Annotated in this window: 28 protein-coding genes; 3 read left to right on the forward strand and 25 right to left on the reverse strand. The window is 69.6% G+C overall.

Annotation, left to right across the window (positions count from 1 at the left end; genetic code table 11):
* Positions 1-6: 6 nt before the first annotated feature.
* From ACFYMP_RS14670 to ACFYMP_RS14720, 11 genes are all read right to left on the reverse strand, one after another.
* Positions 7-1,266 (reverse strand): lanthionine synthetase C family protein, encoded by a 1,260-nt coding sequence (locus ACFYMP_RS14670; protein ID WP_388856124.1) that lies wholly within the window; start codon positions 1,264-1,266, stop codon positions 7-9.
* The gene (locus ACFYMP_RS14675; RefSeq protein WP_388856127.1) at positions 1,253-4,354 is read right to left on the reverse strand and encodes a lantibiotic dehydratase; all 3,102 of its coding nucleotides are present in this window, start codon (positions 4,352-4,354) and stop codon (positions 1,253-1,255) included. Before ACFYMP_RS14675 ends, ACFYMP_RS14670 begins: the two co-directional genes overlap by 14 nt.
* Positions 4,355-4,436: 82 nt before the next feature.
* Positions 4,437-4,616 (reverse strand): FxLD family lanthipeptide, encoded by a 180-nt coding sequence (locus ACFYMP_RS14680; RefSeq protein WP_093542814.1) that lies wholly within the window; start codon positions 4,614-4,616, stop codon positions 4,437-4,439.
* Positions 4,617-4,653: 37 nt separating this feature from the next.
* The gene (locus tag ACFYMP_RS14685; protein ID WP_093542812.1) at positions 4,654-4,785 is read right to left on the reverse strand and encodes an FxLD family lanthipeptide; all 132 of its coding nucleotides are present in this window, start codon (positions 4,783-4,785) and stop codon (positions 4,654-4,656) included.
* Between the two features lie 108 nt (positions 4,786-4,893).
* Positions 4,894-5,073: an FxLD family lanthipeptide gene (fxlA, locus tag ACFYMP_RS14690; RefSeq protein WP_093542810.1), complete on the reverse strand. Its 180-nt coding sequence runs from the start codon at positions 5,071-5,073 to the stop codon at positions 4,894-4,896.
* Between the two features lie 200 nt (positions 5,074-5,273).
* Complete coding sequence (locus ACFYMP_RS14695; RefSeq protein WP_093542808.1) at positions 5,274-5,756, reverse strand: DUF6082 family protein; 483 nt, start codon at positions 5,754-5,756, stop codon at positions 5,274-5,276.
* 3 nt (positions 5,757-5,759) lie between these two features.
* Entirely contained in the window at positions 5,760-6,134 is a 375-nt protein-coding gene (locus ACFYMP_RS14700) for a hypothetical protein (RefSeq protein WP_093542806.1), read from the reverse strand.
* Positions 6,131-6,745: a DUF6624 domain-containing protein gene (locus ACFYMP_RS14705; protein ID WP_388856133.1), complete on the reverse strand. Its 615-nt coding sequence runs from the start codon at positions 6,743-6,745 to the stop codon at positions 6,131-6,133. The genes ACFYMP_RS14700 and ACFYMP_RS14705 overlap by 4 nt, the downstream gene beginning before the upstream one ends.
* Before the next feature lie 126 nt (positions 6,746-6,871).
* A complete protein-coding gene (locus tag ACFYMP_RS14710) occupies positions 6,872-7,264 on the reverse strand; it encodes a hypothetical protein (RefSeq protein WP_176729193.1) in 393 nt (130 codons plus the stop codon).
* On the reverse strand, positions 7,261-7,785 hold the full coding sequence (locus ACFYMP_RS14715) for a hypothetical protein (RefSeq protein WP_141718439.1): 525 nt from the start codon (positions 7,783-7,785) through the stop codon (positions 7,261-7,263). The genes ACFYMP_RS14710 and ACFYMP_RS14715 overlap by 4 nt, the downstream gene beginning before the upstream one ends.
* Positions 7,782-8,231, reverse strand: coding sequence for an ATP-binding protein (locus ACFYMP_RS14720; protein ID WP_093542803.1), 450 nt, complete (start codon positions 8,229-8,231; stop codon positions 7,782-7,784). Before ACFYMP_RS14720 ends, ACFYMP_RS14715 begins: the two co-directional genes overlap by 4 nt.
* 284 nt (positions 8,232-8,515) lie before the next feature.
* Here ACFYMP_RS14720 and ACFYMP_RS14725 point away from each other — a divergent pair, with 284 nt between their 5' ends.
* Positions 8,516-9,481 carry a helix-turn-helix transcriptional regulator gene (locus tag ACFYMP_RS14725; RefSeq protein ID WP_141718438.1) on the forward strand — a complete coding sequence of 322 codons (966 nt, stop codon included), beginning with the start codon at positions 8,516-8,518 and terminating at the stop codon, positions 9,479-9,481.
* On the forward strand, positions 9,478-9,738 hold the full coding sequence (locus ACFYMP_RS14730; protein ID WP_176729192.1) for a DUF397 domain-containing protein: 261 nt from the start codon (positions 9,478-9,480) through the stop codon (positions 9,736-9,738). The genes ACFYMP_RS14725 and ACFYMP_RS14730 overlap by 4 nt, the downstream gene beginning before the upstream one ends.
* A gap of 157 nt (positions 9,739-9,895) precedes the next feature.
* Here ACFYMP_RS14730 and ACFYMP_RS14735 read toward each other — a convergent pair whose 3' ends face one another.
* From ACFYMP_RS14735 to ACFYMP_RS14760, 6 genes are all read right to left on the reverse strand, one after another.
* Positions 9,896-10,234: a hypothetical protein gene (locus ACFYMP_RS14735; protein ID WP_093542799.1), complete on the reverse strand. Its 339-nt coding sequence runs from the start codon at positions 10,232-10,234 to the stop codon at positions 9,896-9,898.
* A gap of 68 nt (positions 10,235-10,302) precedes the next feature.
* Positions 10,303-10,596: a hypothetical protein gene (locus ACFYMP_RS14740; RefSeq protein ID WP_093542797.1), complete on the reverse strand. Its 294-nt coding sequence runs from the start codon at positions 10,594-10,596 to the stop codon at positions 10,303-10,305.
* Positions 10,596-11,645: a major capsid protein gene (locus ACFYMP_RS14745; protein WP_093542796.1), complete on the reverse strand. Its 1,050-nt coding sequence runs from the start codon at positions 11,643-11,645 to the stop codon at positions 10,596-10,598. The genes ACFYMP_RS14740 and ACFYMP_RS14745 overlap by 1 nt, the downstream gene beginning before the upstream one ends.
* A 15-nt stretch (positions 11,646-11,660) precedes the next feature.
* Positions 11,661-12,077, reverse strand: coding sequence for a K structural protein (locus tag ACFYMP_RS14750; RefSeq protein ID WP_093542794.1), 417 nt, complete (start codon positions 12,075-12,077; stop codon positions 11,661-11,663).
* Between the two features lie 103 nt (positions 12,078-12,180).
* Positions 12,181-12,888 carry a hypothetical protein gene (locus ACFYMP_RS14755; RefSeq protein WP_093542792.1) on the reverse strand — a complete coding sequence of 236 codons (708 nt, stop codon included), beginning with the start codon at positions 12,886-12,888 and terminating at the stop codon, positions 12,181-12,183.
* Between the two features lie 66 nt (positions 12,889-12,954).
* A complete protein-coding gene (locus ACFYMP_RS14760; protein ID WP_388856142.1) occupies positions 12,955-13,587 on the reverse strand; it encodes a transglutaminase domain-containing protein in 633 nt (210 codons plus the stop codon).
* Positions 13,588-13,589: 2 nt separating this feature from the next.
* On the opposite strand from ACFYMP_RS14760, the gene ACFYMP_RS14765 reads away from it, so the two are divergent.
* Positions 13,590-14,642, forward strand: a complete 1,053-nt coding sequence (locus ACFYMP_RS14765) for a nitrilase-related carbon-nitrogen hydrolase (RefSeq protein ID WP_093542788.1) — start codon at positions 13,590-13,592, stop codon at positions 14,640-14,642.
* 29 nt (positions 14,643-14,671) lie between these two features.
* Here ACFYMP_RS14765 and ACFYMP_RS14770 read toward each other — a convergent pair whose 3' ends face one another.
* The 8 genes from ACFYMP_RS14770 to ACFYMP_RS14805 all read right to left on the reverse strand — a co-directional run bounded on the left by ACFYMP_RS14770 (position 14,672) and on the right by ACFYMP_RS14805 (position 22,471).
* The gene (locus tag ACFYMP_RS14770; RefSeq protein ID WP_388856146.1) at positions 14,672-16,429 is read right to left on the reverse strand and encodes a hypothetical protein; all 1,758 of its coding nucleotides are present in this window, start codon (positions 16,427-16,429) and stop codon (positions 14,672-14,674) included.
* Positions 16,430-16,469: 40 nt separating this feature from the next.
* Positions 16,470-16,841 (reverse strand): hypothetical protein, encoded by a 372-nt coding sequence (locus tag ACFYMP_RS14775; RefSeq protein ID WP_093542784.1) that lies wholly within the window; start codon positions 16,839-16,841, stop codon positions 16,470-16,472.
* Positions 16,823-17,191 carry a hypothetical protein gene (locus ACFYMP_RS14780; RefSeq protein WP_388856151.1) on the reverse strand — a complete coding sequence of 123 codons (369 nt, stop codon included), beginning with the start codon at positions 17,189-17,191 and terminating at the stop codon, positions 16,823-16,825. The genes ACFYMP_RS14775 and ACFYMP_RS14780 overlap by 19 nt, the downstream gene beginning before the upstream one ends.
* Positions 17,192-17,637: 446 nt before the next feature.
* Positions 17,638-19,131: a terminase large subunit domain-containing protein gene (locus tag ACFYMP_RS14785; protein WP_093542780.1), complete on the reverse strand. Its 1,494-nt coding sequence runs from the start codon at positions 19,129-19,131 to the stop codon at positions 17,638-17,640.
* Positions 19,128-19,661: a hypothetical protein gene (locus ACFYMP_RS14790; RefSeq protein WP_093542778.1), complete on the reverse strand. Its 534-nt coding sequence runs from the start codon at positions 19,659-19,661 to the stop codon at positions 19,128-19,130. The genes ACFYMP_RS14785 and ACFYMP_RS14790 overlap by 4 nt, the downstream gene beginning before the upstream one ends.
* 25 nt (positions 19,662-19,686) lie before the next feature.
* Positions 19,687-20,589: a ParB/Srx family N-terminal domain-containing protein gene (locus tag ACFYMP_RS14795; RefSeq protein WP_093542776.1), complete on the reverse strand. Its 903-nt coding sequence runs from the start codon at positions 20,587-20,589 to the stop codon at positions 19,687-19,689.
* A gap of 2 nt (positions 20,590-20,591) precedes the next feature.
* On the reverse strand, positions 20,592-21,926 hold the full coding sequence (locus ACFYMP_RS14800; RefSeq protein ID WP_093542774.1) for a hypothetical protein: 1,335 nt from the start codon (positions 21,924-21,926) through the stop codon (positions 20,592-20,594).
* Between the two features lie 131 nt (positions 21,927-22,057).
* Positions 22,058-22,471 (reverse strand): hypothetical protein, encoded by a 414-nt coding sequence (locus tag ACFYMP_RS14805; protein WP_093542772.1) that lies wholly within the window; start codon positions 22,469-22,471, stop codon positions 22,058-22,060.
* Positions 22,472-22,611: the final 140 nt, after the last annotated feature.

Raw genomic sequence — 22,611 nt, forward strand, 5'->3', positions numbered from 1 at the left:
CACAGGCTAGTTGGTCAGGAAGCAGGTGTCCCACCCGGACGCGGACGGCGTTCCGGTGTGGAAGGCGTTCAGGGCGAGGGCGGTGCCTGCGGCACCTTCGAGGAGTCCGATGTCGCCGCCGCCCGGAGAGTCGATGAGGGAGTCCACCAGCGTGCTGGGCGCGGTGTCCGTGATCGGGGCCAGGAGCCGGGGCAGGCATTCGGTGAGGCCGGGGCTGAGGGCGTCGGCGGCAGTGAGTTGCGTGATGTGCGCCAGGCCCGCGAATCCGTGGCACAGGGAGACGTCCACGGTCGCGCCGAGTTGGCCGGGGTCGGTCATGGCCCGCAGGAGGGCGAATTCGGCGGCGCGTTGGCGTACCGGGTCGTTGAGGGCCAGGGCGGCGAGCTGCTGGGCGCGGGCGAATCCGGCAGTGCCGTAGCACCAGGACGGCCGGGAGGGTCCGGGGCCGGTCGTGCCGGAGCGTAGCTGCTCGCGGGTGATCCAGTACGGCCACCACGGTCCGGCTGGGCCGTCCTGCTGCCAGTGGTCGAGCCAGGTCAGGATTCGGGTGATCGCGTCGAGTTGGCCGTCGACGGTGACACCGCGGCGGGCCGCGAGGGAGAGCACGGCGAGGGGGCCGCCGATGCCGTGGGCGACGCCGTTGTTGGCGTGCCCTTCCGGATACTCCGGGGAGGCCGTGCCGGAGGGGGCGAGGTGGCTCCACCAGCCGGGCAGGAGTTCCCCGTCGTGCTTGACCGGCTCGGTCAGCCGGACCAGGTAGGTCAGGATCTCGCGGAGGAGGTCGGTGTGCACGTCACGGTGCAGCAGGAGCCCGCCCATCCCGCTCAGGCCGCGGATCGCGTCGAACTCGGCCAGCGCCGCCATCTCGCCTCGGTCCATGCGCGTATGGGCGTCCGCGAGCCGTTCCCGGATCGCAGTGGTGACGTACCGGTCGAGGGTGTCCAGGGCGCGGGCGTAGCGTCCGGGGCGGTCGGCAGCGGCGTGCAGGGCGAAGGTGAGCGCGGGTGCCCCGTAGTAGAGGTGGCTGTCCGGGCCGCCGACGGTGGGTTCGCCTGCGGCGCAGGCGAGCCAGTCGTGGGCGCGCTGCCACGGCCCTTGGTCGGTGCGGGCCCGCTCGATGTGCAGGAGCGCGACACCGACCGCGCCGTGCGCGAGCGACTGCGGCCACCAGCCCTGGCGGTGATGCAGCCCCCGTACGTCCTGCGGCGAGGCGAGCCGCTCGGCGATCGTGTCGGCGGCGGCCCGCGCGCTGTCACGCAGGTTCATGGTGATCTCCTCGGTGAGTCCAGGCCATTGCGGCGGCGTGGGCCAGCCGTACGCACGTCCGCTCGTCGTCCTTGTCGATGCCGACGGCGCGGATGTGGTGGGCGTGCAGCAGCGAGTCGAGAACGAGGTCCGGGTCGATGCCACAACCTGACGCGTCCAGCTTCTGCCGGTAGCGGGCTACGGCCGCGTCGCGCTGGCTCCAGGCGCTGACGACGGCAGCGCCGCCGGGGGCCGCGCGCAGGGCCGCCCAGTCGTCGGTCGGATCGGCCAGGCGTACCGCCTGACCGCGCACAGTCCGGTCCAGGGGGCGCGGGTCGGTGATTCGGCCGTGGGTGATCATCCAGTCCATGCCGGCCGCGGTGCTGCCGGTGAAGGCGGAGGCGAGGGACACGAAGTTCGCTGCGGCGAGGACCTGCCGGTGCGGGCGGGGGTTCTGGGCGAACTGGACGGCCAGGGCTCGGGAGTCGGCGGCGAAGGCGTCCTCGGCCAGGCTCATCAGCGGTCCGGTACCCCACCGGCCGGTCTCCGGGTAGGAGGTCGCGAACTGCATCTCGGTGAGGAGACCGGCGCGGCGCAGTCCGTTAGCCCAGGCACTCACGCGTTGCGCGGTGAGGGGGAAGTCCTGCTCGCTGGGGACCGCGATGCGCAGGCGCAGGTGCCAGCGGGGGTCGCGGTAGCGCATGTACCACCAGGTCGGCGGCGTGTCCCACTGGCCGAGCAGCGCGGGAAGGTGGTCGGCCAGGATCTCGGGCTGTCGTTCGACGTGCCCGTACAGCTTGACCAGCAGCCAGGAGGCGGTGCCCGGAAGGTGACCGTGCTCGCGGGTGATGAGCTGGTCGGCGGCCACGGGTGGGACGGCTGGCCACTGCGGCGGGCGGACGGCCGTCATCGGAGCGATGATCTCGTGTGCCCGTCCGTCGAACCAGCCCCCGTCGGATTCCGCTTCCGCCAGGTCGGCCGATTCGTGGGTGTCCAGGTGGGCGCGCAGCAGCGCGAGGTGCGCGCGTTCGGAGAGGTCCAGTGGCAGGAGCTGGTCGCCTTCGGCCAGCGCGATGTCGTCCGGAACTCGGCGGCGCGTGCGCCACTCGTCGGCCGCCTTGTGCCACTCCTCCCAGGCGGCATGGCGGTCGGGCAATTCCGACCGGTCCAGTCGCCACCTGGCCGGGGAGAGGATCGCGCGCCCGTAGCGCACGCGCGGCAGGTACGGCAGGGCGGTGGCGGACGCCCAGGGGAAGACGGTCAGGACGGCGGTCTGGGAGCGGCTGATCTCGGTGAGGAAACGCGCGAGCGGCGGCGTGTGGCCGCGCAGGTCCAGAGCGTGCAGCGTCATGGGGTCCAGCAGGCACGCGCGGGAGAGGGAGACGAGGTAGAGCCTGCGTCGGTCGCAGCCCACGGCGAGGTCGTCGAGCGTGATGGTGCGCGCATCCACCGGACGGTGCTCGGCCAGGCTGATGACGGCCGGCAGGAGTTCGGCAACGCGGGTGACGTTGGTGTCGCCTCGGTCGAGAGGAGCGAAGGAGACCTGCGTGGGCACCGAGCCGGTCGCGTTGACCGGTAGCTCCTCCAGCATGGCGGCCGCGCGGGCCTGGTCGTCTGGTGCGAGCAAGCCGAGGCTTCGGCCGATCGTGGTGCCGATCCCCCGGGAGGGGGCGATGCCGTGGAGGGCAAAGTCCCCTCTCTCCAGAGCCTCTTGTGACGTGGCGCGGATCTGAAAGCGCAGCTCCGTGTGGGCCGGTACCTGCGGGGCGTCTCCGTCTCCGACCGTCAGCGTGCGGATCAGGTCCTCGTCCAGGACGATTTCGTCGCGGCCGTCGAGAACGGCCGCCTGGGCGAGGGCGAGCAACCGCTGTTCACGGGAGGTCAGGGCCTCACGCTGTTCAGGTTCCCTGTCGCGGTATCCGGCCGGGAACCCGAGGCCGACGTCCGGGTCCACCAGGTCCCTGACCGGGACGAGCGAGTTGATGCCGTACCGCTCGAAGAACCGGTTGTGCAAGTCCTTCCACGCCGGAGTGCCGAAGGGGTACGCACTCAGCCGGGCCAGCACCGTGGCGGCCTCCTCCGCCTCACGGGCAACCTGCCGGGGCAGAGTGAGGGAGCAGTCCATGCGCAGATCCAGCGTGAACGGCTGGGCCTTGACCGTGCTCAACGTGGTCATCTTCTGCCGCAAGGCGGTACGCAGTCGCCGACCGTCGGCCGGGGCGAGTACCTGATTGTGCTGGGCGATGGCATCGCGGACCGTTCGCACATGGGCCACGAGGTCCGTGGTCGACGGCGCGTCGGCGGCTTCGGCCTGCTCGACCAGGTGGCCCAGCGCATCGAGGGTGGCAGAGGGCGCGTGCAGGCTGCTGATGAGCACGCCGCGCTCGACCAGGCTGCCGACGAGCCCTTCCACCCGCTCAACGGGAACGTCGGGGAACTCGGCCCGCATCAGTTCGACCACCGCGCGGACGGGGACGGGCGAGGCGGCGGCGTCGACGGCGATGCGTACGGCGCTAGTGTATCGGAGGGATACTTCGGCCGCCGGGCTCTCCTCCGTGCGGCGTGAGCGGGGCGGGTAGGGGACGATGAGCCGATCACCCCGTACGAATGCGGTGTTGTTGGCCATCACATGCAGATGCCGCAGGAGGTCGGGGTCTTCTTCCAGGCGGGCGGTCAGGTCCGCGATCCAGTCACCGTCGGCACGTACGACGGGACGGTGCCACTCGCCCCAGGACCATCCCGGCCGTTCCCCGAACGAGGCGGGCGCGACGCCGGCGAACAGACCGTTCGGGGTCGCTCGGCCCGTCATGCGCAGCACATACCGCATGACCGACACCACGGTGCGGCGGAGCTGACGCGTATCGGGGCTGGCCGCCGAGCACAGGGTCTCAACCTGTTGCGCGAGCAGGGGGCTGGCCTGCTCGATGGAGTCGGCGGCCTCGGACAGCGACCAGATGTCGCGCAGCCACGTCTGCCACCGCACCTTCCGGGCCGGGGTGTCGTCGGTGAGGTCCGGCCACGCGGGAAGCGGCAGCCTCGAGTAACGGGCGGCGCGCACCAGCGCAACATCCGCGCACCGGTACAGCGGGCCGTCCTTCCTGGAATCCATGCACCCTCCCTGGTGGTGGCGTTCTGGGGTGCCAGCCCGCGCGGCGGAAGGCCGCGCGGGCTGGCGTATCGGCGCGCCGAGGTCAGGCCACGTTGGTGGCGCAGGACCCCTGGCAGCTCGGCTTACAGCCGTCGTCCGTCAGGTTGATCACCGTGGCGGAACCGTCGCCGGACTCCAGGACGCTGACGTCCAGGTCGAACGCGTCCCCGTCCACCGTCGCGGACGGAGACTGCGCCTGGCCCTTGATCGTGTTCGCGTTCATACGGGTCTCTCCCTACTCGTCGTGCGGCGGAAGACGATCAGGCCACGTTGGTGGCGCACGGGCTGGAGCAGGTGCTGCCGCAGCCGTCGTCGGTGAGGTTGATCAGCGTGGCCTGTCCCTCGCTGGACTCCAGGACACTGATGTCGAGGTCGAACTGGTCGTTCTCCATGTGTTGTTTCCTCCGTAGTCGAGCGCGGCTCCGATCGAGCCGCGGGGTACGTGCCGCGTGGGCGGCGCCGGCACGGCATGGGCACCTTGCCGGTGGTCTGGTGTGCGGTCAGGAGCCGCTGGAGATGCACGCGCTGCTGCCGCACGTCGCGGCGCAGCCGCCGTCGGAGGCGGTACTCGCCTCCACCGTGCCCCCCGACACGACGACGCTGATGTCGAGGTCGAACGGGCCCTGCGCGGCAGAGGCCGGAACGGTCCTCGCGCGCTGGTCGATCACCCTGGGAGCCATGTGGACCCTCCTGATTCGATACGTGGATCTGCGGGATTCGGGGTGTTGCAGTGCGGCCGGTTCTGCCCGCCGGACGGTAGCCGTGCGGCTGCCCCGGTCGAGCTGTTCTCGGCCACCTCTCGCGTGACGCAAGTCGGTACCTGCGAGAGGAGTTGGCGACGGACACAGCACTTGAGAGGCGCAGCATCCGAGGTATGCCGTCAGGCGTCGGTCGAGGTGGTAGTCGCCGGGGTCTGGCGCTCCCGAGCGACACGGTCGAAGGCGGCCGTGAACGCCAGTGCGCGCCCGTCCCTGGCTGTCGCCGCCTCCTCAATGCGCAGTCCGCGGAACCGGTCCCAGTACGCGCGGATCGCCTTGTTCTTCATGAGTTCGGAGGCGAAGAGGTCCCGCTGTTCGTCGGTGACCAGTCCCAGCCGGTCGCGCAGGCTGAAGGCGCAGAGCTGCCGGTTGGCGTGCATGAGCTTCATGTACTCCTCGGGGTCCACGTCCTCCGGCGCCCACAGCTTGGCGAGGTCGTGGTTCGTGGACACCTGGGAGAGCCAATCCATCTGGACGCGGGCAGCAGCGACCTCGATCTTCTCGCCGTGGTGCCGTTCCTGCTGGCGGACGCGTGCGACGCCGACGGCGGTGACGGCAGCGGAGATGGCCGTGCCCGCGAGTACGGCGGCGGTGGTCAGCTTCACTTCTCAAAGGCCCTTTCGGTGGCGGGGAATAGCGGTGTTCTGGACCGGACTGCTCGCGTCCAGCGCCCGTTGCAGTCCTTGGACGAGACGGGCGAGGTTCTGTGCTCGGTGGACGACAGAGGCCACGGTCCTGGGCAGCATGGGCAACAGCGGTTCCAGCGGCAGGCCCAGGCGGCGATCTGCCTCCCCGAGCACCGGCGGCTGCCTCCCCGAGGTGAAGGCCGCCCGCACGTCCGCACGTAGCTGCTCGCCCAACGAGTTGAGCTTGTCCACAGCGGCCCTGGCCTCGCACATCTTTGGCCAGGCTGAGCCGGACGCCCCCCACTCCAGGACCTCGATGGCCAGCGCCGCCTCGTCGGCGTGGCCTATGTCCGTCACGCGGCACGGGCCAGCTCGGCGGTGCGGGTGACGTCTCGGTCATCATCACCGGTCGGCTCCTCGTCATCCGCCGGTATGGACGGCTCACTCGACAGCCGACGGCGCAGACCCTCCAGTGCGATGTCGGCGGCCGGGAGACCGATCTCGGCGCGGATTCGGTCGAGGGCCGCAGGGTCGCGGACGGGAAGCCGTTCGGGCCCGCCCTGCCCGAGCCGGTACTGGGTTCCGTAGAACTGAGGGTTGCCGGCGTTGACGAGGCACCTGTCGTGGAGATGGGCCCACTGTCGAACGCTGGCGGTGCCACGCTCAACGGCGTTGGCCATCTGTCGCGCGGCTACACGTTGAATCTCCGTCTGGGTGTCAGCGTGCAGAGCGATCTGCCAGGCCGCCGTTGCGCCCTCCTGGCCGACGAGAGGAACATCGGGCCAGCCGTGATCAGCGATGATCCGTCGCAGGACCGTGGCGTTCGCGTGGTCCCTGTGCCGTCCCATGCCGATCTCCTGATCGGAGGGGGTAGTACGGGCCAAGCGGGACCAGTGAACCCGCGCGGCCCGGACGCGGTCGATCAGCTCAGTGGCAAGGTCCTGGCGGTGCGGGACGGAGGCGTTCATGGTGCTCCGACTGTCGTGGCAGGGCAGACGATCACGTCGCATCCCCTGCGAGGTTGAGTAGTTGAGGGCGTGCCGTACATCTGAGGCAGCTCGTGGAACCTGCTCGGGCGATCAGGGAGTGCTCGGTCACGGAGGCGTCCCGCTGGCACCGGCAGTGGCTAACTCCCTAATGGGCGGGCGCGATGCCGTTCTCGGACAGATGCTCAGCAGCGGTAGGACCGATACCGGATACGCGGTCCACGTCCACTTCGTCGCTGGAGTGGCCGCAGTGAAGGTGTAGGGCTTGCCGCGCCGCAGCTCGATCACGGCCGCTTCAACTGCTCGGTGATCGCCCAGCCATCCCCACACGGCGTGGAAGGTCTCGCGGTCCAGGGCCACGCTGACGGCGCGGACGGACTCACGCACCCACTCGACGGCGATGCCCGGCGAGTCTGTGATGACGTCGTTCAGCACAGCCGAGCCAGCCCCGGCACCGCTGTGGTCCGCATGACACCAATACGTGCGCGGCAGATACTTCATGCCCGGCCACCGCCCGTTCCCGGTGACGGGCTGATGGCGAGAGCCTCTTCCGGCTCGTCATCGCTCAGCTCGTCCAAGAGGTCAAGAGCAACCATCGCCATCAGACGAAGATGCGCCTGGCTCGCCGCGAACTCACAGACAATGCGCGGTGTTTGCCGCCTCAGATCCCTTCCCCGGTTGATGAGATCCGCGACGTTCGGGTACGGAGGCTCCCACTCGCGTTCTTCTGCGATGCTCACGAGGTGGCCGAGCATCCGGTCCAGGCGCGTCACGGACCGGCCAAGCGCGTGAATCGTTCCGCGGTCGCGCGTCGGTGCGGTGCAGCGAAACAGCCCACGTCGCTGCTTCCGCTGGCGCTTTGAGCCAGCCACTCCCATCGGACCCTCATCCGCTCCGAGAGCCGCGTTTAAGTCGTTGTCCAAGTCCTCGTCGCGGAGGAAGGAGTCGCGCAGCGAACTGATGAATCTCCTTGCGCCGACGCTGAACTCGTTCACCGGACGGCGGCTCGGCGTTGGGTTCACGCTGCGGCCTCCTCAGTGGAGGGACGCAGTTCGACCCAGACGTCTTTCCCGGTAGGCGTGGCCTCAGCGCCCCAGTCGTGGGCGGTCGTGCTGAGCAGCCACATGCCGCGCCCACTGCCGGAGTCCCACTTCGGCATTCGCACCTCGGGCAACTGCGAGCTGGTGTCGCTGACCGTGATGCGCACCCCGTACGGCGTCGGCTCAAGCAGCAGCTCGCAATCACCCCCCGCGTGGTGGTGAACGTTGGCCAGCATCTCCGTCACGCACATGACCGCCTCGTCGATAACCTCCGGCCACCCCCAGCAACGGATGTGGGCAGCGAAGATGCGTCGGATGGCGCCCAGACGTTTCGGGTCCGGGGTCAACTCCTGCTGGTACGGCTGCCCGCGAAGCGGGCGTGCGTCGGCGCAAAGTTGACGATCTGCGCGATCGGTCGTCTTCGTCATCGTCCGGCACCTGTCACAGTTGGCGGTACGTGAGGCTGTGGCCGAAGCGCGCCGCTACGATCAGAGATGTCCGACGAGTGACGGCTCGTCGGCTTCTCGCAGCAGCGCGTTCGGGTTCACCGCGCAAGCTCCTCCCCCCTCTACGAGGCAGGTTCCTCGGCGGCTCAACCAGCCTTGCGCACACACCAATTAACATTCAAGGGAGCCTGCGCATGTGAGTACGTCAGCGTCCACATTGGCAAGTGCCTCGTAACCGACAGAGGGTGTTGCACGGGAGGCAGCGCGTGCCAGACTCCGAACTGAAGCCCTTGTCGGCAGGACAGATACTCTGTCCTGCCGGGCTGGGGCCTCGATCCGACGAACAGAACACCGAAGTGAGGGGACAGGTGGGCGCACGACGAGGACCGACATACCTGCGGGTCATGCTCGGCAAAGAACTCCGCGCTCTACGCGAGCGCGTACCAGGTCGGACCGCCGAAGGGGTTTCAACGGCTCTGGGCTTCTCACGCTCGAAGATCAGCCGAGTGGAGGCCGGCGACATCCCGCTGCCCAAGCTCGGGGACCTCGAAAAGCTATTGGACTACTACGAGGTCCGGGACCTGGACGACCGCGCCGAACTGCTCAAGATGCAGCGAGACTCCTTGAGCAAGGAGCCCTTCACCTCGTACCGCAATCTCCTGCCCTCGGGCATGCCGATGTACCTCGGACTGGAGCGAGATGCGATCAAGGTCCGGGGGTACGAGAACAACGTGGTGCATGGACTCCTCCAGGAGAAGTCCTACGCGAAGGCTCTCGGAGCGTCCGCGAAGGTAGTGGAGGAGCGGACTACCGAGTTCGTCGAGCAAGGGGTCCGGACGCGTATGGAGCGCAAGAACCTCATCTCATCGGGCGACGCCGAGGTACACATAATTCTGACAGAGAGCACGCTGCGCACGGTCGTCGGTTCGCCTGACGTGATGCGTGCGCAGTACGCGGAGATCATCCGCCTCAATGACCTGGACAACGTTGAGGTCCAGATCATCCCCGAAGACCTGCCCACCTACCGAGCAGCGTTCAACTTCACGGTTCTGGAGTTTGTGGACCTCGGCCCGGTGGTTCAGAGTGACAGCGCCAAGGCCACGACCATGTGGTCGAAGGACTCGGATGTGGGGCAGTACCAGCGGCAGTTCGATGCCATGGTGAAGGCGGCGCCGGGACCGAATCAGACGCCGCAAATTCTGCACGCCCTCGAAAAGAAACTGTGGACATGACTCATCAGAACCGCTTCCCCGTCTCCACGGACCTGGCGTCCGAGGAGGAATGGACGAAGTCCTCGTACAGCTCACAGGACAACGGCAACTGCGTCGAGACAACCGTCAATTCGGCGACCATCACCGAGTCTGGCCTGGTCGGAGTGCGTGACTCCAAGGCGAAGGGCGGCCCCGCCATCGCCTTCACCCACGCAGCCTGGACGGGATTCGTCGGTCTTCTGCACTCGGGAGAAGGCGACTTCGGCGTGGTCGACTGATCAGCCCTTTGGATGCCGAGTGGTCCTCCCCAGGGCATGTGGGGAGGACCACTCCGCATGTAGGCACCACCTTGACTGACGGTTCTTTCGGCCGCCAGCCCGCATCGCAGAGAGACCCGGCGTCGCGGGAGGGTCTATGCCGACTCCGGCCCTGCGCCTAGCGGTAGCGACGGACGGGAACCAGTTGCGTGGTCGCCAGGATCGTCACCGCGTCCTCCGCCTCGTCACCCTCTCCTGGCTCGTCAGGAGCCGGGCTCTGCCGTACTCCTTCGATCTGTCTCTCGATCCCGCGAAGGTTCTCCTGGAGGTCCATCGTCACGACCCCGTCGACGGTGACCTTCAGCGGGTCCGCGAGGAGCTTCGCGCGCCGCTCGCCCAGTACCTCCAGCGCCACCGCGCGCACCGACCGCAGCCGGAAGTAGCGGCGCTCCAGGTCGGCCGGATCGGTGTCCGGCCCGAGCTGCGCGAGCAGCCACGACCGCTGGAACTCGTCCACCCGCTACTCCTTCCACGCGGCGCGGCCCGCCACCGGGCTGTCCCCGGCAGCGGGCCGCCTCGAGTTCGTCACGACGACGCGGACGCCGACCGGCCTCCGCCCCGCCTCGATGACGCGGACTTCTTCGCGCCGCCCCCGCCGGCCGCCGCCTCCTGACCGTCGGCCTCGTCGGCTGACTGCTCCGACTTCTCGACCGAAACCAGCTCGTCGCCGTCCTCCGGCAGTTCTTCCCACGCGTCCGGGTTGGTGATCAGCACGGCCACCTCCTGGTCCGGGCACTCGCCCGGCAGCAGGATCAGCTCCTCCCGCGAGGACGGGTCCTGTACGTACACCGCGGCCTTCAGCCGCCCGCGGCCCGCCATCACAGGACCTTCGCCACGATGTGGGCGTCCGGGGTGTGCATGACGGGCATCCCGACCGCGGCGCCCTTGGTGTAGATCTGCACGGGGTCGTCCTGGACGCCTCGGGTGATGATCAGGCCCGGCGCGTCCTCGCGGACGATCTCGGGGTTCGTGCCGCGCGAGAGGACCAGGCCCTCGGCGGTGACCCCGTACATGGTCTGCGCCCACTTCTCCCGCTCCGGTGGCACCAGAATCCACAGGTCCTCGGGCAGCACCTTGCGGGGCTTGCCGTCGACCCGGACCTGCGCCTTGTAGAACGTGATCGGCGGCAGCGAGTAGTTGCCGCGCACCACGTTGATCTGCTGCGGGGTGAGCGTCGCCGTCGGCGTAGTCGACGGACTCACGCTCCCGTAGTACGCCGCCCTGTACGCGTTGTTCGCCGCCAGGTACGAGAACGCCTTCCGGCTCGTGATCACCAGCTCCGGTTCCGGGGCGCCGATGTCGTCGAGCTGCTGAATCCACCGCAGTTCGTCCGCGATCGGGTCGGAGGCCGGGTCCGACCACGGGATACGGGCGACCGGCCGGTTCTCCACCGGCACGCCCCAGTCGACTTCGAGGGTGAGCCCGTTCTCCTGCTCCAGCTCGAACTTGCCGTCCGCGAGCACGTCGCCGGCGGCCAGCTCCAGCCGGGAGCGGATGGCTTCGACATGCCGCTCCACGTCGTCGTACAGCAGCTCGATCAGCCGGTCCTGATCGGAGCCGTGCGACGCCTCCAGCAGGATCTGCTCCTGCTCGGAGACGACGAGTTTCTGCCCCAGCGGAGGCAGCGCGCCCTCGCGGGAGGTCTGCCACGCCTCACGGGTCGCGAACGGGACGGAGGCGTTGAACGCCCGGTACTTGGCGACGTTGACGTAGCGGCCGGAGTCCTTGGTCCGCCACTTCACCTCGCGCAGCTCGACGGTCGGGAAGATCGTCTGGGTGAGGAGGAAGTCCTTCGGGGACGGGATCGCCCTGGCGAACGTCGTCAGGTCCATGACCGAGACGTCCTTGAGGAGGTCCTGAATCGTCACAGCTCAGGCCCCCGCTCAGACGAAGCGGATCTGGGCGGCACGCGGGTGCCACACGAGCTGGGACACGTCGATGCCGCCGGGGACCTTCGACGCCTTGACCGCGCCGTGCCACAGGAGGGCGGCCGGGACGCGGGTCTGGCCCGGAGCGAACGGGGCCTCAGCGATCACGAAGCCGCGCAGGATCTGGCGGCCGCAGTGGGCGTCCGGGTCGTACGGGCCGTAGAGGCCGGACTCCGCAACGCGGCCGACCGGCACGCCGGACAGGACGCGGCCGTACGGGTCGCAGCCGTCGCCGCACACGTAGTGCGTGCCCTCGCAGAACAGGTTCAGGTCGAGGGTGATGGTGTCGACGGAGTCGGTGCCGTGCAGGGAAGCCAGCCACTCGCGATTGGCGGTGGTGTACTCGGACTTCGAGACGGGCTGGATGGTCATGTGCGTGTCTCCATGGACGCTGCGGTGACTTCCGCACACCGCCCACGGAGGCGGTGACGTCCACGAAGTTGCGGGGCGTGGTCCCCTGGATGCGGGCCCGGAACTACCGGGCGGCTGTGTCGCTGAACTCGGGTATCAGGCCCCGGCGCTTGGCCATCTCCAGCCCTGCGGAGCCGGGCTTGGACACGGGCGTCGTACGGGTCGGGCCGCGTCCGGCCGGTGCACCGGCGGGAGCCGCCGGCACCGGGGTACGGACCTCCCCGAACAGCTCGGGACGGCGGGTACGCAGGGCTTCGGCCGCCGACTGGATCTGCGCCTCGTCGGCGTCTTCGTCGTCCACGGCCAGCAGACGCTCGGCGTCCACCAGGTCATCGCCCTCGGCACCGAGGGCGACCAGCGCGGCCCGGCGAAGCGCCGCCCGCTCGCGCTCGGCGGCCAGCTCCTCCCGACGCGCCGCCTGCAACTCACGCTCCTGCGCGGCCTGTTCGCGGCGTTCGATCTCCGACAGCGCGGCCTGCTCGGCCTCCCGCTGCGTGGTCACGAACTCGGTCAGTGCCTTGGGATTGTCGAACCCGAGTGTGCTCAACAGCCGCTTGATGGCCGCGCGTTCGCCCTGGGCCTTCTCGCGGGTGAGCATCTTGCCCAGTCGGTCCTGGGAGAACGTGACCTGCTGCTCCTGCCCGCCGTCGTCGTTGGCGTCATCGAGCTGGTCGTTCGTCTCGTCCTCCGAGGAGGCACCGAGGATGGGATAGATCGGCCGTCCGTCACGGCGGTGGCCGACAGGACGGCGAGGCGGCAGGGGCCGGACCATGCATCTCCTCCAGAGCGCGCCCCCGCGCTGCCGATCAGTGTAGCCACCACTACCGACACGCCCCGCTCAGGCTTCGCCCGCAGCCCGAACATCGCGCAACCACCGATTGAACGCGGTGCGGTACGCGGGGCCTCCTGGGTCGGGCCCCGTCCCGTGGCCTCTCGGCATAGGCGGCGGTCCTTCACCCGGACGCCACAAAGGTCCGGCAGGCTCACAGGCGGGAGCGGTATCCGTCGCCCCGTCCCACTGTCCGACGGTGAAACCCGCAGCCGCCAGAGGCGGATCGAACGTCGCGTCCACCATCACCCACCGTCCCGCCAGCCACACTTCGACTGCCGTGTGCACGTCCTCACGAGAACGGAGCCCGTACACCTCGTCGGGTCTCGGCGGCAGCAGATAGAGCCAGCGAACGGGGCGTGCCACCAAGCCCTGTGCGCGGAGCCCAGCGAGCAAGTACCCGGCCTTCGCCAGGCAGTCTCCACGGCCGACCACGAGCAGCGACTCACCGTCGTGCGCACCGTCCGTCGCGTACGGCACTGCCCTCACCTGCTCATACAGCCGCACACGCCCCTCTTCGGATGATTCCCTCCTGGAAACCTGCACCGGCACCCCCTCATCGCTGACTACCTCGATACCCTCCGGCGCAACTTCCGTTGTCCGACTGCCCTCGCAGGATGGCGTCGAACAAGGAGGCCACACCCATGACGATCAACCCGTACACCGCGGTCGGACTCATCCCGGAGATCACCGAGATCCAGGACCGCGACGACATCGCCACCAACCTGGACCACCTGTACTCGCTCACCCGAACCGCCGTCGCCCTCGGCGGCCTGGACCACCCTGTCCGTCTGGTCGCCCTGCCCGAAGGCGCGCTCCAGGGGTTCACCGACGAGATCCACGACCTCGACCACGCCACCTACGCCCGCACCTGCGCGATCACCCTCCCCGGAGCGGAGAGCGAAGAACTCAGCCGCTGGGCTCGCGAGTTCGGCGTCCACATCATGGCGCAGGCCAAGGCCCTCCACCCGGCCTTCCCCGACCGGTACTTCAACATCGGCTTCGTCATCGCCCCGACCGGCGCGATCGTCCTGCGGCACTACAAGCTCACCCCGCTACCGCCGATGGAACACAGCCTCAGCCCGCACGACGTCCTCGACCAGTGGACCGAGCTGAACGGCAACGGCCCCGACGCCTACTGGCCCGTCGCGGACACCGCCATCGGCCGCCTCGGCGTCATGATGGCCAACGAGGCGTCCTACCCGGAGAACGCCCGCGGTCTCGCTCTCAGCGGGTGCGAGATCGCCTACCGCACCAGCTACCCGCTGCCCGGCGTCGCCTCCGACGCCTTCGACATCCAGAACCGGGCCCGCGCCCTCGACAACCTCATGTACGTCCTCGCCCCCAACCCGGCCTCCTACACCGGCGGCGACGGGCAGCGCGTCGACTTCTTCGGGGGCCGTTCCACGATCACCGACCACGCCGGCCGCACTGTCGGCCACCTCGACCACGGCGGCGTCGCCTCGTTCGTCACCGCCACCATCGATCTGCCTGCCCTGCGCCGACAGCGCACCACCGCCGCGTGGACGAACTGGCCCAAGGACCTGCGCACCGAGCTGTACCGCGCCCTGTACGACCAGCGCATCTACCCGGCCAATCTCTACGCCGACCGACCGCCGTACGACCACGCCGAGTACCGCGAGAACGTCACCGAACCCCAGATCGAGCTGATGCGCGCACGCGGCATCTGGCGCTGACTCCCCGCCCACGCACCCCGGCGTCCGCGTCACCGGCCCGAGCCCACCGGCTCCCGCTCGCTCTCCCTCTTCACCGACTTCCGCTCCTCGCCCGCGCCCGGACCGGCGTCGTCTGCCTGGTCCTCCTCATCCTCGTCGCGCCCGCGCCGCGCAGCCGCCTCCGCCATCCGCACCTCGGCCTCCTGCTGCGCCTTCGCCCGGATGCGCTCCACCTCCTGCGAGGCGTCCTTGATCGGGTACCCGGCCTCCAGCAGCATCGTCACCGCCGTCTCCAGCGACAGCACCCCGGCCCCGTACGCCTTCACGACCTCCTCCAGCACCGCCCCGCGGTCGGTCGGCGTGTGCGGCGCCCATGCCAGGCGTGCCGGCAGCGTTTCCCCGGCCGTCCAGCCTTCTGCCCGCCCGGCCTGGTACAGCCTCTGCACCATCTTGAACAGCAGCCGGTACTTGTGCTCCCTGGCCAGCCGCATCATGCCGATCAGCGCATCCAGCGGCCCCAGCGCCAACTTCAACGCGTACCCCGACGGCACCTCCGTGGCGTCCAGCGTCCCCAGCCCGGCCGCCGTCACCCGCGAGTTGGAGGCGATCCGCTCCAGCAGGTGATCCACCCGCGCCCGCAACTCGGCCAACTGCGGCGACGTGTCCAGGGCATCCATCCGTCCCGTCTCACCGAGCTGCCACACCGCCCCGGCCTTCACCTCCAGTTCCTGCGGCCTGCCCGTCGCCCGGTCCACCGGCAGCCGCGCACCGGCGAGACCGATGATCGGCGTGCCCGTAGTCGCGGACGCCGCCGAGCCGTCGGAGTCCGTGGCCGCCAGCTCATCGAGCGCCTGTAGAACCCGAGCGAGCACGGACCGGCCCCAGTGCTCGCCGCCGTCCGGGATGGTGTTCGCGATGTGCACCACCGGCACGAAGTCGATCAGCAAGTCGAGCCGGTTCAGCTCCGTGCCGTCCGCGCCGAGCCGGAAGCTCGCCTTGCTCATCGGCAGCCGGTCCAGCGTCTCGCCGTTCTTCAGGTCCTCCAGCAGCCACTCCGCGTCCGTGAGGTAGCACGTCACGTTGGACGCCCGGCCCGGCTCCCACGGATATGTCCGCGCCCCCGCCAAGCCCTCCTCGTCTCCCTCGGAGATCGGGCCCAGCTCGTACGTCACCCGACGGACCCGCGCCTTGAGTCCGGCGTCGTCGTCCGCAGGCAGCTCCCACGCCAGATGCACCCGGGTCGGGAAGTCGTCGTCCGCGTCGTCGTCCCACTGCGGGAAGAAGAACCCGGGGTCGTACACCCTGAGCGTCGGCCGCTGCTTGTCCGGGTTCCACGCCAGCACCATCACGCTGTCCCCGAGGAGCACCGCTGCCCGCTCGGCCTGCTGGACCCGGAACGTCAGCAGCTCCTTGTCCGCCCACGCCCGCAGCCGCTTCTGCACGGCGGCGGCCTCCGCCGCGCCCGGCGTCGGCGTCTGTTCGTCGGCGTGCTCAGCGCCCTCAACCGAGACCTTCTGCTCCGAACCGAGCAGGTAGCCCAGCGCCGTGTCCACGAGGTTCGCCGCGTCGCCCAGCTCCCGACGCTCCAGTGCGCTCTCATCGCCGCCGAAGGCCGCGAGCTGCCCGGCCTGGTTGTTGTCGTACGACGCCAACACCTTGTACGCGGCCAGCCGCCGCAACTCGTGCGATGGCATCCACGTCTTGGCCAGTTCCGGAAACGCGCGGCTACCGGGGCGGCCGGCCTCAGCGACCACCGGCTTGTAGTTCAGCCACGACCACGCGTCGATCACCAGTTGGCGCAGGCCCACGTCCACTCCAGGAAGTTCGGCCCCGCGCCGTCACATCAGCCTAAGCGTCCCCGTCCATCCCGCTCACCTGCGCGATACCCTCCAGTGCAGCCGCGTCCCGCTCGGCCTCTCCGGCCACCTGATCGAGCAGAAGCAGCAGCTCGGCCACCCCGCCGGATTCCTTGACCACAGGCCGTGCCAGCTCCCACGCCTCCAGCACCGCAGCCTGAACCGCCGGGGTGAACACGCGCCGGTCCTCGGCCTCCAGCCGGAACTGGATACGCCCACCGCCATGCACCGCCCACATCCGCAGCAGCCCCGCCGACAGGTCCCACTCCGTGGCGGTCATCTCCGAGCGCATCCGGTCGAGCCGCCTCGTCAGCTCCTTCCTGGCCTCCGTACTGCCGTCGGCCATCACCAGGTCACCGGGCACTTGTGGTCGGTGAGGATGCGCTTCGACTCGGCGTCCATCGGCTTCAGCTCGCTCTTCCAGGACGCGCGGCGCAGCTTCAGCGACGGCTCGGGCTTGCCATCCACCACCCAGCCCCCGATCTCGATCTCCTGTGCATCGCGGCCCGGATCACCGACGCGGGTGGTCGTCAACGTCGCTTCGAGGGCGTCGAACTCCGTGCCCTTCAAGCACTTGAACTGCCGACTCGCCGCCGTCACCGGATCGACGTACCCAGGCGGCCTCGGCCCGTACGACGGCACCTCCGCCGCCGGAGCGGGGCCACCCTCCGAGCAGCCGCTGACGGCCCAGGCCCCGACCACCACCAACACCACGCCCGCTATCGCAGCACGGTTCACCATTCGCCCCTCGTCTCAGACGGCAAGTCAACCGGCAGTCTGACCAGGCGTAACAGCAGGCGTAAGACGATTGCCGAGACTTGCGGGCGTTTCCCGAGAACTCCCTCAGAATTGCCAGAAGTTGCGGAACCAAACACCCAGATCATGCCCTTACGTGCAGGAATGACCCCTATGTGCTTGCGTCCGGACGCACACCCCGCCAGCACGCAACCCGAACCCCAGAACAACCCCAACAGCGGGTGAACCACCCACGCCCACGGTGACAACGCCCGTTCCTCGCCACGCCGTTCGTCGTTACCCCGACATGCGCTCCCTCCACGCCCCCGACACGCCACCCGCGCCCACCGCACAACTCAACGGCGCCTACTGGCTCAGCGGCTCGCCGCTCCACAACCCCAAGGAGTGCATGTGGTGCACCCAGCTCACCGGCGACCGCTCAACCGCTGATCGTTCCCGCCCCGTGGAGGCGGCATCGCCGGATCGAGGAACAGGTCCCACAACGCCCACACCGCCGAGTCCAACAGGTCCGGCGAGTCCTCCGTCTCACCCTGACCGACGAACGTGGTCATCTGCTCCTCCAACTCAGCGAACACCCGCGCCGGACCGACGTGCGACACCCGAGCCTGCTCGTACAACTGCGCAGCCGGAGCCGCCCGCGCCCGCTTCCCCCGCGTCGCATGAACGATTCGCCAGTTCACCGTCGGGTCCACCTGCTCCAGCAGCGCGGGCAGGTAGTCGCCGCCGTTGTTCGCCTCGATGACCACGCAGTCCGCGCGGTGCTCGTGATACAGCTGCGCGGCCCGCTTCATCGCCTGCGTCGGCGTGTACCGGTCCTGCTCGGCGTGCAGCAGATACCCGCGCGGCCGGTCGTCCCCGAACATCGACTCCACCGGGAAGCCGCGCCCGGCCACGGTGAAGGCCGTCATGTCGGCGTTCTCGTGGCTCTTGGTCGCCGGGTCCACGGCCACCACAACCCGCTGAAGGTCGGGCAGGTGCTCGGGGCGGGGCCTAAAGCCCTCGACCTCCAGCATCCAGCCCTTCCACAGCGCGCCCTCCACGTCCTCGAGTAGCTCCCCGGACAGCTCCTGCCGTCCCAGGCGCGTGCCGGCGTACTCCTCCTCCAGCTCCTCCCGGGCCGCCATGCTCAGGTTCGCGTCGTTCTCCCGCATGTGCCCGCGGGTCAGCACCACCCGAGGCGGCGCACCGCCTTCCCGGTGCTTCTTCTCCTGCGCACGGCCGCGCTCGACGAGCCGCTTGACGTGAGGGAGCGGCTTCGGCGTCGTGGAGATCACGACCTGCGGAGCGTCCGCCTCGCGCAGGCAGAACCAGATCATGTCGTAGACCGCCTGCGCCACGATCCGGTTCCAGGCCGCGTACTCGTCCAGCCACGCCTTGTCGAACGCCCACCCGCGCAGGTTGTCCGGCGTCTCCGCGCCGAACCCCCTGATGACGGTCCCGTTGGTCAACCACAGCGTCGTCTCGCCCAAGCCGGACTTGTACTTGACGATCTCCTCCGGCGGGAACACCGACAGCAACCCGCTCTTGGGGGACTCGAAGCAGATGTCGCGCACCAGCGTGGCGTTCTTCGCCACCACCGCGATCTGCTGCCCCGGCGTCCTCGCCCAATCCCGTACCGCCTCCGCCGCCGTCCGCGACTTCCCCCAGCCACGGCCCGTGAGCAGCATCCACACCGTCCACAGCCACAACGGCCGCCGCTGCGCCGCACGAGCATGGTGGTGCAGCCACCCCGGATGGGGCAGCCCGTCGCAGTCCGGGACCTCGCACGCCCACCGCCGCGCCGACACCTCATCGGCCCGCACCAGCGCGGCGACCTCGGCCCGAAGCTGCTCCTCGCTCATCACCGACGGGTCCGCGAACCCCTCGACCAAGCCGCGCTTGGCCCGGCCCCGGCTCACGAACCGCCCTCCGACAGCCGCCGCTCCAGCTCCCGGCGCAACTGCTCCATCCGGGCCCGGCGATCCTCGTCCGACAGCCCGGCCACGTCCGCACCCTGGTCCCCGTCCTCGGCGGGCCCGGTCACCGGTGCCTCGCCCACGGCGCGCCGCTCGATCTCGGTGGCGACCTGGATGTAGCGCAGCAGCTCCGAAGGCGACAGCTCCCGCGGGTCGAGGGTCTGCAACCGGGCAACGGCCTTGCTCTGTGCAGCCTGTGCCAACTTCGCGTGCCTGCGGGCGATATCCCGCTGCGCCTGCGCCAGCTCAGCACGGAACTCCCGGTCCTGGTCCCGGTCGTACGCCATCGCCCGCATTACCCATGCGAACTGCCGCGACCACCGGCCCACCAGCGCGCGGGATTTATCCAACTCCCGTGCCACCTTCGTGACACTGCGCGCCGGGCCGAGATCGCGGTACACGGCGAACGCCTCGAACGCCTGGGGCGACTCCCCGCTCTGCCGTTCCCAGGGCTCCACGGTGCCCTCGGCCACCGCTCACCTCCTGGCCGACGGCCGTCTAGTTGCTCTGGGTGGCCAGGACTTCCAGCGCCCGCCACGGCTCGTCGGCGGGCACGGTGCCATCCCGAACCATCCGGTCGATCGCGGCCCGTACGACGGCCGCCGTCTCCACCGGCAGATCGCGCACGCCGAACACCGACTCCAGCGGCGCAGTCCCCGCCCGCGTCGGCTCCCCGGTGTCCGCGTCGAACCAGCCCTCGGCCAACTCGCCCAGGTGCCGCTCGAACACCGCGAGGATCACCCCGAGCGCGGTCGCGGAGTTGCCGATCTTGTACGCGGCCCGGGAGGTCTCCAGCGCATCGAGCACCGGCTCGTACTGCTCCAGCCCGGCCACCCACCGCTCATCCGCCGTCGCCGTGGAGCGGGCCGCGTCGAACGCTGCCTCTGCGCGCTCCAGCTCGGCGGGCAGGAACATGAACTGCACGGACGCGAAGTCGAGATTCGCCTCGCCCAGAGAGGCGACGTCCACCTTCTCCAGCAGGTCAAGCGTCTTGTCGTCCAGGCCCGTGTACTGCCGCCACTCCACGTTCTCCAGCTCGTCGTACAGCTCCTTGAGGATCGCCGGATCGTCCTGACCCGCAATCGCGTTGTGCGAGAGCTGGAGCGCGATCTGCCGCTGCCGGGGCAGCGGCTCGTCTATCTGCATCCACCAGATCGTGGACAGGCCGGCCTCGACCGCGGCGAGCGTGCGGTGGTTCCCGGACAGGACGACCAGCCGTCCCGTCTCCCGGTCGTTCCACACCAGCGGCGTCGAGGTCAGGTGCCCGTCGCGCTCGATGTTCGCGACGAGCTGCCGGAACTGCTCGTGGGGCAGGAACCTCGCGTTGTGGTCGAGGAGCGTCAGCGTGCGCGGGTCGCCCTGCACCATCTGCGGCGGGGCAAGCGGAATGGACTCGGTCATGGTCAGACTCCCGTCTTCGTCGTCGGGGCGCCCCACCGCTTCACCCACATCTGAAGGGCTTCGGCCAGCGTGTGCTGGCCCATCGGTCCCTGGTACTGGAGCTGGAATCGCCAGCCGTCCTCGTTCGACGGGCTGCGCTTGTTCAGCCGCAGCAGCCCGCGGTACTTCATCGACACCGGGTTGTTGCTGAACGCGGTCGTCGCCACCCGCCGGATGCGCCGCGAGAACGCCCGCTGGCACAGCAACTGCGTCTCGGCGCTCATGGCCGCCATCACGATGAGCTTCGACAACCGTGGGTAGTCCGTCGGCGCGACCGCGAAGTCCGAGAGCACGTACGCCTCGTCCGGGGTGAACGTGCTCGGGGCCATCGCGAACACGCCCAGCAGCCGCCCGCCGCCGTCGCGCACCGCGACCGCCAGGTTCGCCGCGCCCGGAGCGATCCTCGGGTTGAGGTAGCGGGAGCGCAGCGCGTTGAACTGGCCCGGCTTCAGCAGGCTGAGCGAGAGCGGGCCGACCAGTTCCTCGCCTTCGCGCAGGCGCGGGATCTTCACCGGGTCGATCGGCTGGCGCGGGGCGACGATCCGCGTCCGGGCCTCGCTGGCGTACACGTAGAAGGGAGCGGCGCGCGGCGTCGCCTTGATCACGCCGCGCAGGTACGGCTGAAGCTCGGGCACGCTGTGGTTCGAGGCCGTCAGCCAGTACGGCCGGTCCGTGATCGCGCCGAGCACGCTGACCACGTCGTCGTCCGACAGCGGCTCGTACTGCGGTGCGTCCCAGGTGAAGTGAGCTTCCAGCGGCTCGTACAGCTTCTCGTAGCCGCCGCCGTAGAAGGGAGGGAAGGAGCACACGGGAGCGTCGCCAGGGACCTTCTGGAGCCAGGAGCGCACGTCCTCCACCTCGTACGAGGCCAGTTCGACGTCCGAGCCGGACAGCCGCTCCACGGTCTCCGCGTGCTTGGCCTTCCACTGCTCCCGGTAGGAGCGCACCACCCGCTCGTGCCACAGCCCTTCGCGGCCGACGCTGGCCAGGAACCGTGTGCCGAGCATGAGCGTGGCCACGGTGCCGACACCGTCGTCCAAGGAGTCCGCGAGCCAGCCGAGTTCGTCCGCGCTCTCCTCGCGGAGCCGGATGCCGACCGGCTGCCGGGTGAGCCACCGGCCGACCGCGCTGGTGTAGATGGACACGTCGGAGGAGTGGAGGCCGAAGCCCATGCCGGCCAGCGACCGTTCGATGGTGAAGTTCCCGCAGCACGGGACGTACACCGGGCCGCTTGGCCACAGGCTCGCCGTCTCGCGCACGATCGAGCGCATCGGGCCCGGGATGGTGCCCTGGAACATCTTCGCCTCCCAACGAACGACAACGCCCGGCCTCGGCGGGGTGCCGGGCCGGGCGCTGCGCTGGAACCTACATCAGGAGCACGCAGCCCCTTGGAATCATGTCACCTATCTCAGGAGCGCGGTTCCGACGCTCACATCAAGGTTCCCTGCTGGTAGTGGTCGTCCTCCATCGGGGACAGTTCCCGCACGTCGTCCCCGGTGCGGTCCTTCCACCACGCCGCGAACGTCCGGCGGTGGCACCACAGGCCCGGCTTGGCCAGGTCCTCGAAGCAGAGCAGCACCAGGCGGTGGTCGCCCTCGGCGTCCGCGATCTGCTGGAGGCGCGCCGCGATCCGCTCGGGGCCGAGCTGATCGAGGTCGCTGCGGTACGCCTTTGTGAACTCGGGCTCGGGCGCGTGGAGGTAGTCGCGACGTGGCGCGAGCTCCCGCACCGAGTGGGTGAGGGAATAGGGGAGCTTGAACCGGACGCCGCCCAGGGTGATGCGCACCGGCACTCCTTGCGGGGGCTGGAACTCCTGGATCCGGTTGGTGAACAGGGTGAGCACTCTTGCTTCCTTCCTTACTGCTGATCCCCCCGGCCGTGGTGGCGTGACGCTGGCGGCCGGGGGCTTGCCGGCCCCGCCCGTGTCCGGGAGCGGGGAGCCGGAGGGCGCCGGACCCACGCGGGAAGTCCCTGTGGGTCCGG

It is taken from the genome of Streptomyces sp. NPDC007088, assembly GCF_042869355.1.
Taxonomy (GTDB): domain Bacteria; phylum Actinomycetota; class Actinomycetes; order Streptomycetales; family Streptomycetaceae; genus Streptomyces.